General features: G+C 64.6%; 6 protein-coding genes. 3 read left to right on the top strand and 3 right to left on the bottom strand.

Features of this window, described 5'->3' with window-relative positions; translation table 11 throughout:
• Positions 1-9: 9 nt before the first annotated feature.
• The 3 genes from AC1D08_RS00575 to AC1D08_RS00565 form a co-directional block, all read right to left on the bottom strand.
• Positions 10-711: a hypothetical protein gene (locus AC1D08_RS00575; protein WP_477422377.1), complete on the bottom strand. Its 702-nt coding sequence runs from the start codon at positions 709-711 to the stop codon at positions 10-12.
• Between the two features lie 7 nt (positions 712-718).
• Positions 719-3,934 (bottom strand): hypothetical protein, encoded by a 3,216-nt coding sequence (locus AC1D08_RS00570; protein ID WP_477422376.1) that lies wholly within the window; start codon positions 3,932-3,934, stop codon positions 719-721.
• A 1,270-nt stretch (positions 3,935-5,204) separates the two neighbouring features.
• Positions 5,205-5,453: a hypothetical protein gene (locus tag AC1D08_RS00565; RefSeq protein ID WP_477422374.1), complete on the bottom strand. Its 249-nt coding sequence runs from the start codon at positions 5,451-5,453 to the stop codon at positions 5,205-5,207.
• 670 nt (positions 5,454-6,123) lie between these two features.
• On the opposite strand from AC1D08_RS00565, the gene AC1D08_RS00560 reads away from it, so the two are divergent.
• The 3 genes from AC1D08_RS00560 to drmB all read left to right on the top strand — a co-directional run bounded on the left by AC1D08_RS00560 (position 6,124) and on the right by drmB (position 12,480).
• Positions 6,124-6,603, top strand: a complete 480-nt coding sequence (locus tag AC1D08_RS00560; RefSeq protein WP_477422372.1) for a very short patch repair endonuclease — start codon at positions 6,124-6,126, stop codon at positions 6,601-6,603.
• Between the two features lie 74 nt (positions 6,604-6,677).
• On the top strand, positions 6,678-10,724 hold the full coding sequence (gene drmA / locus AC1D08_RS00555; protein ID WP_477422371.1) for a DISARM system helicase DrmA: 4,047 nt from the start codon (positions 6,678-6,680) through the stop codon (positions 10,722-10,724).
• 1 nt (position 10,725) lies between these two features.
• On the top strand, positions 10,726-12,480 hold the full coding sequence (gene drmB, locus AC1D08_RS00550; protein ID WP_477422369.1) for a DrmB family protein: 1,755 nt from the start codon (positions 10,726-10,728) through the stop codon (positions 12,478-12,480).

Genomic DNA, 12,480 nt, shown 5'->3' with positions numbered 1-12,480 from the left:
CGCTCACAGCTATGTCGCGGGCACTTGCAACCCCAACATAGACCGGATCATTCTAACAATCTGGACAACGCCGGCGAGGTCTTGAAGAGTGGCTTCATTATGCACCAATCGATGAAGCGAGGACTTTCCAGCCATCGTCAGTTCGCGATGCGTCTTGTCACTCTCCCTCCTCCGGTGGGTAATCATCCCAGGGTATCTTCGCTCGAATAGCTGCAGAAGTCGCGGAGACAACGCATCCTCGATTTCCCAGTCCAGTGTTCGATAGGGGAGGTTGGCAAGATCACACTCGCGCTGGCGACCGATCGGCTCCATCTGCTGGAATGTTGGTGTCACAGGTCGCACGGCGACGATGTCCCGAAACTCGAATGCGCTTCGGTCCACGCGGACGACATCTTTGATAATTCTACGCCCGGCTCCGTCATTGTCGACGAGACCCAAGACCCGATACACGGGCCTTCCATGTCGGTCGAGTACGAGCGGCACCATAGAGCGAACCGTGATGAGCTCACGGGCGACCCCGTAAGTGCCCCCACGGTCACGTCTACCTGCCGCTACGATGCTGATCTCATCGCCGAGGAGCGAACGGCCGGCTTGCACGGACAATTCGTCGGCACGTTTAAACAGCGCTTCGTCGGATGTCCCCTCGACTAGGACTATGTTGGCCCGCAAGGTCCATGCCTTTGATGCCGCGTATATGGCGACCATATCCATGATGTGGTCAGCCGCGCTTCGGGCCGGCGGACGGAGGGCGAAGGAAGGGCCCATTGTGGCCGAAAGAAACGTGCGCGCGGAATGGGGTACCAGGTCGCATGTTGCGCACGGCGAACTCCTCGGGCCGGAATGGTGCGACGATATTCCCGAATTCGGCGATGCGCGCCATCGGTCTGAAGCTCTGATCTGAGCCGACGTGCGCCTGAACGGTGCGGAGCGTGTCGCTTTCACCGTCACGCAACCAATCAAGCGGCTCCGGTACCTGAACGAAGTACTCGGCGTCACGCCAAAGCCGGCGAAGAGCTCGGAAGCGCTTGTCACCTTCAGAAGCCCGCCCGACTTGGTATAGTAGGAGGGCGTACTCAAGCTGCAGCTGTGGTGAGAGGCGGCCGTCGGTAATCTGAAGGTTCTCGACGATTGCGAGACGCTTCGAAAACTCGAAAGGCCTGGCCGCGCTCAGGATGCCGTACTGGAACCGGAGGATCTGCATGTCGCCTCGCCCTGCCGGGTGCGAGAGCATCGCCAAAGCCTCGTCCGCCACGCCCGGAGGCAAATCGGTCAGGGTTTCGTCGAGGCCGACGACACCCACCCGCGCCAGGATTCTCCATGTGGCGACGAGAACGTCCACCGGGCTCGCCATATCAGCCCGGCTGGGGGTTGGCGGCGCGTTTGCCAGCAGGATCGTGAGCGCGTCCTCGCCCAGGCGACCAAGCTTGCCGGTGCGAAGATTGACGTCTGACGTTCGGAGCGCGCCGTATACTGCGATCAATGCCTCAAGCGCCGAATCGACGGCGCGTTCGGGCTCGGACCTTGCGATGCTCAGCAAGTTTTTGATGTGGGTTTCGACGACCCACGGATTCGTCGGGTTGTCGCTGTATGCCCTACGCGTGGCATCGCTTGCGAGTTGGCGGAGTTCGGCGACCTTCTCTCGGGATGCTTGGTTAGTCGCGAATACGTCGGCGAGATTGAGATATGCGTTCGCGAGCGAGTTGTAGAGGTTGATATCAGGCTCCTCGCCTGGAACCCTATCGATCGCGGTGAGGGCGTAGCGAATATCCTCGATCGCCCTCTCCAAAAGGTCCACGCGATCTTGAATCGTCACCCCGTAGAGCGGGTTGTCGAAGGCGGCGATGCGCCGTCTCGAGATAGCCGTGTGGTGACGGAAAACCCGGCTGGTGTCGCGCAGCAGCTTCGGCATGTCGTCTAAGGCGGCGAGCACCTCGCGCCAGATATTTGCGAAGGCAGGTGCGCCGTGGTCCGGGTCCACCTTGAAGATCGTCGTCGCATACTGGTCGGCAAGTGGCCGGTAGCGCGTCTCAGCCATGGAGGGTTTCACGGCGATACGCTTCAGTGCGAGAAAGCGCAGGTGCTCTGGATCTTGCGCTTCCCCAAAGCCGAGCTCAGTTCGCGTCGGGAAGTCGTGGAATAGCGCGTTCAGTAGCAAGCGGCCTAAAATGTCGTGGGCCAAGCCCCAGTAGTACTCGCCGTCGGCCTTAACGCGCATCAAGCCCAAGGCGGAGAGACTCTGACGCTGGTCCTCCAGACGGACTGAGAGTGGCCACTGGTCGTCGGATGGCGGGAGCAGACTCTCGTTAAGAGGGAGTCGCTCGGTACTAAGCGCCGCGATTTCAACGAGCGCGGAACGCAAGGGCTTTGTTCCCGCGTGAACGATGAACGCATCATACACCCAGTCCTGAATCGAGCCCGTGATGTCGCGGCTCGCTCGCAGCCAAAACGATAGTGCGATCCAGAACGCGGCCACACCGTGCATCTGCTGCACACTGTGTTCGCGATAGAACTGGGACCACGACTCGGGTGGACGCGACTTCTGGTACATGCTGAGAAATCGGTTGAGATGGCGGCCAAGCGCCTCGACCTCGTCGCCTCTTAGGAAGTGGGTAGGCGCGGCTATCTCCTCCGCGACGGTCTCACTATAGAACTCGACTGGCTTGATCGGACCTGTTACGGCTAGCACGATCGCCGGTCTTCCCGACCGCGTTAGCTCGTTCACGAAGTGGCGAAGATCTCCCTCTCGGTGTTCGAAATGCATCCGGTCGAAGACTATTACCCACGGCGTCTCATACAGTCGGCGGTCCTCTCGCTGCTTCCCCGATTGCTCTCCTTCGATGGCAAGCGACGCCTGATGGGCGCGGGTGAGGTAGCCAACTACCGGCAGCGCGTCGGGAGCGAAGGGGATTGGTTTCGCTACGAGCGTCGGGTATCCGGCCCGCGCGGCCTCGAATGCAATGACGCGTGCGAGCGTCGTGCCGCCAGCGCCGGGTTGCGCGGCGATGTAGGCGATCTTGTTCTCGGGGGAGCCGACTGTATCTAGCTTGCGGAGCAGCCTATGCAAGCTACGCCAAGCATATTCGTCCCTCAGCCAAGGAACTCCGGCTGCGTAGGGGCGCCAAGAATCCTGCCGACCTTCGAAAAATCCGATAAACTCCTCCTCATCGAGACCTTCGGCTGCGACTATCGCCAGATTGCGCTCCTGAATGACGTCATATGCATTCAGGATTGGGCGCTCGATATCATCGACTTCGGTCATGTCGACTAGGATTTTTGAGTCGTCCACGCGACGTAGGCGAACGATAGTCGCATCGAGCGGGTAAATCTCGGCGTAGCGCGCAACGAGCGCTCGGACGAAGTCCGTGGGCGACATGCGGACGAGTTGAGCAGGTGGCGCCAGCACATTGCTTTCGGCCCATGCGGACACGGTGGCCAGTCCCAATTCGGTTGCGGACACCAGGGTGACAAAGGGCCTAAAGCCAGCATCAACCACTCTTGCGAGCTCGGCAGGGAGCGTTCCGTGTTCGTCAGAGACGATAAGAAGGTGGCGCACGCCGGAGCGCCTCAGGCAACCGAGCATCGCCATCCGGCGAAGCATCATGTCGAACTCGGACTCGGACGGAGCAGCAGCGTCGAGCTGGTATACGGGGAGCGACCGGGGCGGCAGCGAGACCAGCGATGGGTCGGTCTGAATCACCTCCATGTAGCCGCGACGGCGAAGGAGATTCGGGTCCGCGTCGAGCGAGAGCGCGTCGAGGAGCTCCTTCGTGGTCTCGCTAACGAGGACTTCGCGCCATGGCAGGCCAATGAGTTTCGCTAGCTCGCTGGGGTCAAGTCCGGCCGGCAGATGGTGAAGCCAAAGAGTAATCTCCCGTCCACTCAAAGTGGAGAGCAAGCCGTCTGGCAACCGATCAATAGAAAGCAAATTTTGCATCACATTCACTCGGGCGTTTGTTCGCCCGAGCCCCCGGACCTTTCAGGCCTTGATAGAACCAGAAACAGAGGACGGAAAGAGCAGATCCCGCATAGTGTCGATAAATCGCACCGGCTGACGATCAACACACGCCCAAACTCCCCCCGCTATGCCAAAACACAACTAAACTGAAATATTTCAAGTTTTGGTGAGTGCTGGCAGTCACTTTTTCTGACATTGTGGCTAATTAAACGGCGCGTCATGATCGCAACCCGAAACGCGAGCGCAGGCTCCAATCGCTATTCCTATTGGCCACTCGACTCGCGGCCGCGTACGTGCTCCGATAGGCCGATACGAAGTCGGGGATGCCATGCATGAGGTATGGCTCGTTAGAATGGGTCTATGCGCAGCCGTTTGCGAGGGCTTTGTCAGAAGATGCGAGCTTTCGCTCTTGGGTGCTGCAGCGAACTAAGTTTGCAAGTCTTGCGGGAGAAGCACGACTGCTAGACAGGGAGATGCTGGCCGCGCGCACTCCAGGAACAACCTCATGGTGGCGATCTCACTATACCGAAGCGTGCCGATGCCCGGGCTGTGCCGGAAAAGAGACGGACCTCCTAGCAATCTTCGCCACTAAAAATGAATATCGTTTTGCGCTGCATCTCGAGTTCAAAAGACCGTCAGATCGATTTCAACTTGGCCAAGCTGAAGCGTATCCCATCCGAGCTGATTGCTGGGTACAGAAACCGCCGCGTAGCGTGCTCCCTCATGCTGCGGCGACAACGGCGTTGGTTTGCAGCGACGGCGATGTACCAAGCTTCCGAGCGAACTTGCGGCATTTTTCAGCAAGGTTCACATTCGAAGAGATTGCAAGCGCTTTCCCGGACGCCACTGCTACTACCAAAACGAGAAATGATGCGACATCTCTGCGTCTTAAGCCTGGGGCGGTCAGTACCCAACACGCGCAGGGGTTCGAGGACAAGAACATAGACTGGAGTGCTGCGGCAGAAGACACCCTTACTCACTTGAGGCAAGGTAACCGGGTGTTCTCAGTTAGGTTGATGGCCGGATTTGTGGACAAACTCTGCGTGGAGAGGCAACTCTCCCAAGAGCAGCTTCTAAGCGTGTGCCCGTCGACAGATGCCATCGGCACAATCCTTGGCCATGTCACAAAGGCCGTTCACGGGCCTGGCCCTGTGCCGATCGGCGGTTGGTATCGAAAGGCTGGCCAAACCTACGCCGTTCATCCAGCCTTCGCAGAAGAGTGGATTAAGCTTCGGAGACTCTGACAATTTTATAGCTGAGTTGGCCAATCCGAGGTGGCTGCGTGGTCGCCCGCAAAGATCAAGACGATATCTGACTCCCATCCTTCCGTTTTCTGGACCCCAATCAGCTCGTATTGCATGGCTTCGTCCGGCACGGGGGCCTCATTTGGTTTGCGGATCACCACCCGGATAGGGATATCCTGCGCAGGGTCGAGTCCGCCATTCTCTGTCTTTTTCGCTAAATGGGTTAGCTCATCGATTAAGTCGATCAATGTCATCTCGATCCTCCTCCAATCCCGAATGCCATGTTGCACGATCTGCTGCACACATATTCGACATTCCTACGCAGCCGACTTTTTCAAAGCTATCCGCCAAACGCGCCCTTGGCCGGTGGGCGATGCATGCTGACATTGTGGCTGATTAAACGGCGGGCGATGATCGAGCCTGAAAAGGCACCATAGGTCCTAGGACCCAATACCTTAAGGTCGCTCTCGGATGGATCGTGATAGTGATCGGCGAGACACGTGGCGGGGTTAGCGCTCGCGGGCTTTGGGCCGCTTGCGGACTGGTGAGTTTCGGGTGTCCCAAGGGAAGTTGCCATTAGCTGAGCTTAGGATTGTCTCTTTCCGCCCGACTGCCAGTGGTCACCTGCTTAAAAAATCGAAAATCAATGTCTTGACCGTTGCTTGTGCCGTTGACCAAGACCTTCAGCTTGGCTCTACTCGCTTAGTGAGCGCCATGCACCCGACCAACCTGATTCGCCTGCCCTGTGATTCAGGCCACCGGGTGCGATCGCGACTGAAATCGCCTCTTGGCCGGCGCGCGTCGTGGGCCTTTGCGTTCGAGGCCGCCATGGACCCGGCGACTCATAAGGCGCTGTTGATCGCTCGGCATCGATGTGGCTCAGCAGTAACCAGCGGTTGGCGTTCTTCCGGATCGGGATCCCTCATGGCCGACATCGTTGATGCAACCACACGTTCGAGGATAATGGCAACGATCCGGGGACGAAACACCGCCCCGGAGGTGGTGCTCCGCTCCGCCCTTCACCGCCGAGGCCTGCGCTTCCGGCTCCACCGCGCGGGGCTGCCTGGTCGTCCGGACGTCGTACTGCCCCGCCACCGCGCGGTCGTCTTCGTCCACGGATGCTTTTGGCACCGTCACCCGGGCTGCCGGCTCGCCTACAATCCCCGTTCGCGGGAGGAGTTCTGGCAGGCCAAGTTCGCGGGAACGGTCGAGCGCGACGCCCGGCAGCGCGCCGCGCTGCTGGGGGACGGCTGGCGCGTCGCCACCGTCTGGGAGTGCGCGCTACGCGAACGCGGTGCTCATGATGTTGCGCGGGAACTCGCCGGCTGGCTCGTGGGCGAGGGCGCCGATCTGGAAATCGGCGCGCCTGCCCTGGAGCGTGTTGAAGCACCACCGGCAGGGTAGCCAGGCGATTAACCGGGTAAACGGTTTGAAAGGGCGAACACGCCACAAGTCGCGGACGGATCGGGAGGTTTGCGTTGGGGTTGAGGAGTCAGGCTCTCGTCGAGCTGGTGGCTGAGGTGCTCGGGCCGCGCGACGGTCCGCGCGAGCTGATGCGCGAGGACCCGCGCAACGAATACGTGACCGGCATCTTGCGGCCGGCGCCGCCGGCGGGCGCGCTGCGGCCCCCGGACGACCTCGACGATGCCGGCCTGGTGCTTGGTGCCGACGCCGACGGTGCAGGAGAGGACGACGACGACGACGACGCGATCGTCGGCGCGATCCCGGTCTCGCCGTCCATCGATCCTACCCAGCTCCCGCGCTCCATCGGCCTGTCCTTCATAGTCGACGGCGAAGCGCCGTCTATGCGGCTCTGCTGCACCTGGGCGCGCTACGTCGCCGATCCGCAGGGCGGCTGGCGAAGGGCGCCCGAGGCGCAGGTTACGGACTGGGTAGAGCTCGAAAGGTCGCAGCGCGCGCCCTCCCCCGCGGGCACCGAGATCTGGATCGAGGTCACCCGTCTGGCCTCTGGCGCGCGCCGGGTGAGCGTGTACTTCATCAACACCCGGGTGCTGTCGGACGCCGGCCGCTCTGGTCCAATCGACCACCTCTTCCAGCCCCAGATCCGCGTGGCACTTGGCAATGGCACAGTCATGATGCCGCTCGAGGGGGCCGGCACCCCCAAGGAGCCGGCCGGCGAGGAGGTAGACGAGGACGACGAGCTCGACCTACTCTACGCCGCCCGTCAGGGTTTCGCGCGCGGTCACATGTGCGGAGCGCTGTGGCGCGACGTCGATCCCGAGCGGGATGCCGGCGACCTTGAGCCCGACCGCCCGATTGCCGCCCCCTTCTCCTTCGTCGACGGCGAGCTCCTTGCGCCGGCCGAGCGGGCGCTGTTTTCGCTTGCGGACCTGCGGACCGACTTCGTGCCGACCTACTCTGTCCAAGCGCCGGCCAGCGACTGGCCGGAGGCGTGGGACCCTCGCCCGGAGCTAGAGGCGCTCCGGCTCGCCGAGACGTGGGAGCCGGCGGAAATCGACGCGGCGCTGACGCCGCTGCTTGTCTCGTACCGCAGCTGGTGCTCGGACCGGCGGGCGGAGGCGGAGCCGCTGACCGGCGCCGCTCGGCGCGCCGCCGACGCGAACCTCGATGGCTGCGAGCGGTTCGCCGCCCGCCTGGGGGACGCGATCCAGCTGCTCGCGGAGGACGAGGAGGTGCGTCTCGCCTTCTGCTTCGCCAACCGCGCCATGGCCGAGCAAGGCCGCTGGTCGCGGGGGCGCGATCTTGCCTGGCGGCCATTCCAACTGGCCTTCCTGTTGGTCGCACTGAGGTCGACTGCCTTCCCGGACGACGACGACCGCGACGTCTGCGACCTGCTCTGGTTCCCGACCGGTGGTGGCAAGACGGAAGGCTACTTGGCGCTCGCGGCGTTCACGATCGCCTACCGCCGACTCCGTTCCGGACAGGGTGGCGGCACCGGCGTGCTCTCGCGTTACACGCTCCGCCTGCTGACGATCCAGCAATTCCGGCGTGCCCTGACCACGATCACGGCCTGTGAGCGACTTCGGGTGGAGGGCCTCGGCCAGTCTGGCGCGATCGTGGGCTGGCGCCCCGCCGCATGCCCGCGCCATGAGACCTTTCTCTGGGGCGCCGAGCGGTTCTCGGCGGGCTTATGGGTCGGCGGCGGCGTTACGCCAAACCGGCTTCACACGATGGACGCCCGAATCGACAATCGGCTGCACTGCTTCCTCGGTGCGGTGGACATCCTTGAGGGCGCTCGTCCCCAGTACACCGGACCCAACCAGGCACTCGCCTCGCGGCTCGCGCGCAAGAACGTCCACCCGGGCGGCGAGCCGGCCCAAGTCGCCAACTGCCCGTGCTGCCGCGCGATCCTCGCTGTCGCCGACGGGTCGCAAGAGGGTGGCGGGCTTCCGGCGGGCGAGCACGTCGTCCATGTCCCACACTCGGCCGCGGCGAATCCGACCACGTCGCCGTCCGCGTTCACGGCGCCGGAACCGGGCGTCGACCTAGTCGGGATCGCGACGGTACCGATAGGCGACCTGTTCGTCACCTCGCTCACCTTCCGCGTCGGCCCGGGTGCGTCACTCAACTCCCGGCGGCTAGACGAGTGGTGGGCGAGGGCCGTGGAGCCCGGGATCGGCACCGGCGACCTGATGTGCGCTCGCCCCTCGAGGCCCGGCTACGTGCTGACCCGGCAAAACGGTTCCGCCGGTGCCGTGACCGGCTTCGAGGTGCTGTGCCCCGACCCGGACTGCCAGCTGAACTCGACGGCCTGGGCAGAAAACGTGCCGGTGATTCGCTCCGCGCGGACGCTCTCGAGCCTCGCCGACCGGTCCTACTGTGACCTAGCCCACGCCGATCTCCCGTCGCTGTCCGGCTACTGGCAGGATCCGCCGCAGCCCGAGACGCAGCTCTCGACCCGCGTCTCGTCGCGGATGCCTATCCCCGCCTACACGGTCGACGACCAGATCTACGCGCAGTGTCCGAGCCTGCTGGTGGCGACGGCGGACAAGTTCGCGCGGCTCGCCTTCGAGCCGAAGGCCGCGGGCATCTTCGGCAACGTGGACCACTACCACGCCCGGCACGGCTACTACCGTATAGGTGCGCCGGCCGGCATTGGCCAGGAGCCGACCTTCCGACCGCATCCGAAGGGCGGAAGGGGATCTTCGGCGCCGCTGCACGTCTCCGTGCCGCGGTTCGAGCCGCCGGACCTCGTGATCCAAGACGAGCTGCACCTGATCGAGGGGCCGCTTGGCAGCATGGTCGGGCTGTACGAGACCGCGCTCGAGGCACTCGGCGAGGGTTTCGGCGAGACGGCGCGGCGACCGAAGTACGTCGCGTCGACGGCGACGATCCGACAGGCGGCGCCGCAGGTTCAGGCGCTGTTCAACAGATCCGTCGCGCAGTTTCCCCCGCAGGGGCTGCGCATCGACGACAGCTTCTTCGCCGTGACGGGCGAACCGCACCAGCTCGACGAACGGGCGGCCGGCCGCCTCTACGTGGCGGTCGCCGCCCCCGGGAAGGGCGCGCAGACGCCAATCGTGCGGATCTGGTCGTCGCTGCTCCAGTCCGGGCAGAGGTGCGCGGGCGCGCCCCTGGCCGAGGACCCGGACCGCCTGTGGACGCTCGCAGGCTACTTCAACGCGGTGCGCGAGCTCGCGGGCGCCGCGACGCTGTATCGGCAGGACATTCCGGAGCGGATGCGCCACCGGTTCGGCCAGTCGGCGCGGCCGACGGACCTCGCGGGTTACATGGAGCTGTCGAGCCGCGTCAATTCGGTCGAGCTGCCGTCGATGCTTGAGAAGCTGGCGCTTCCCGGAACCGACGGCGGCATCGACGTAGTATGCGCGACGTCCATGTTCGGGACCGGCGTCGACATCGACCGGCTCGGCATGATGGTCATCCACGGGCAGCCTAAGACGACGTCCACTTACATCCAGGCGACCGGCCGCGTCGGTCGCCGCTCCGGCGCGCTGGTGGTCACCTTCCTGCGCGCCGCGCGGCCACGCGACCTCGACCACTACGAGTACTTCACCGCCTATCACCGCGCGCTATACCGGCACGTCGAGGCGATCACCGTCTCGCCGTTCGCGCCGAAGGCGCGGGAGCGCTGCCTAGGCCCGCTCTCCGTCGCGCTGCTGCGCCAAGCGGCGACGCTCGACGGCCATCGCGTGGATGCGGATTGGCGGATCGAGCAGCGCCTGTCGGGACAGCAGTTCTTCAGCGAAGCGAGGCGCATGGAGGCGCACCGCCGCGACGACGAGGTGGCAGCTCTGCCGGCGATCCTGGAGCGCCGCGCGCAGTCGCAGCCGGAGGACATCCGGCCGCCGGCCGGGGTGACCGCCACCGAGGTAGAGGCTGAGCTCGACCGCTGGCAGCTCCTCGCGCGACGCGCGGTCACCCGTGACGACCTCGTCTACTACGAGCCGGCCATGACGCGGGTCCCCACCCGCGAGGTAGTGTTGGGTGATCCCCAACACACCGGCGCCGACCTCCCTCAGGCCTTCGAGAACGCGCCGCAGAGCCTGCGCGCGATCGAGGAGACCACAACCTTCAGGACCTGACATGCCCGGCCAGTCTATCAGACGCTCGCAGTTCATCACCACCTACGGGCCCGGGGCCATCCTCGAGGGCCCGGAGGGACCTCGCGTCATCCACACGCTCGAGCAGTCGCGCATCTTCCAGAACGTCCAGCCGGGCGATTACGAGATCGTCGAGCGGCGGCTCTCCGACAACGTGCTCGGTGGCGCCCGGATTGTCGGGATTCCGTCCAACGCGCAACTCAGCCTCGACGAGAGCCGCCCTGTCTACGAGACCTCCCCTTTTCCGAAATGGTCGCTCTGCGTCACCCACTCCGCGCTCTACCGTCGCAGCCCCGAGGATCTGCACGCCTGCCCACTCTGTCCGCCGCTCGCCAGCAAGTTTGCCGCCGGAAAGCGCGCGGCGGCGGAGAAGACCCGCTTCGTCCAGATCTGCGCCGCCGGCCACATGCAGGACGTCGACTGGCCGGGGATGGTTTCGAGTATGGGTGGGACATGCCAAGGCGGCTGCCGTCCTTCGCACTTCCAGTGGCGCGGCGGCGGAGGCGCCCTGCGGTCGGTGGCGATCCGCTGCCCCACGTGCGGCGGCTCGGCCAATCTCGGCCAGGCCTACGCCCGTGCGTGGCGGTGCTCGGGCGACTTCCCGGAGGAGCGCGCCGGTCGAAGCACCCCGCCCTGCTCCGTGCCCGGCTCGATCGTGCAGCGCGGAGCGTCGAACGTGTTCGTCCCAGAGACGCTGACAGCGCTCACGATCCCGCCAGCGGCGCTCGAGCTCCACCGGCTGCTGAATCAGAGCGCGCTGCGGGTGCTGCTCTCGTACGTCCGGCCGGCGGACTTCGCCACGCTGCGTGGCCTCCTCGAGCAGGTCGGCTCATCCGGTCAGGTGCCTCGGGGCACCGTCGACACGATCCTGTCCTATCCTGAGGGTGAGGTGATGAGGGCGCTGGACGACGTGCTCAGGCCGGTCGCCGTTCAGACGCCGGCCGAGATGCGGCTCGACGAGTACCGCCGGCTCAGGGACGCCGCCGCTGACGGCTTCCCGCTCGAGCCCGGGGCCGGCCGCACCCAATTCCAAGTTATCCGGACCGACGTGCGCACCATTCCTATGCCGTCTGGTGGCCTGCTGCGGGTGACGCCGGTCAGCCGGCTGCGCGTGGTTATGGTGCAGACCGGCTACTCCCGGCTGGGTGGCAGCCCGGTGGACCGTCGCGCCGAGATCAACAGCGAGCATTGGTACCCGGGCGTGGAGCTGTTCGGCGAGGGCCTCTTCTTCGACCTCGTGGACGATGCGGGCGCGCCCGCACCTGTTCCGGTACACGGCGCCGCCGCCGCCGCCTGGTCCCGCGGCGCTGGCGGGGCGCAGTGGGCTGATCCCGATCACCGGGATCCCGCGTTCGTCTGGCTGCACACTCTCTCCCACCGGCTCATCTCGGCCCTGTCGCTGACCTGCGGCTACTCCTCGGCGGCGCTGCGCGAGCGGATCTTCGTTGAACCTCTGCCCTCGGGCGCTCGCATGGGCGGCTTCCTGCTCTACACTGTGCAGCCGGGCGGAGACGGTACGTTGGGCGGGCTCGTGTCGCTTGTGCCGACGTTCGAGCGGGTGGTCGAGCGCGCCTTCCGCAACCTCGACTCGTGTTCGAACGATCCGCTGTGCGGCCGCGAGCACTTCGGCCCCGACCGGGTGAACGGCGCTGCATGTTATGCATGCCTGTTCCAGTCGGAGACCTCCTGTGAGCACCGCAACGCGCTGCTCGACCGCAACGTGCTACTGGGGACCTGA

The sequence above is a fragment of the Mesorhizobium sp. P2_E6 genome, from assembly GCF_056403835.1.
Note: the sequence above shows the minus strand (reverse complement) of the source record. Positions and strands in the feature narration are given on the sequence as shown.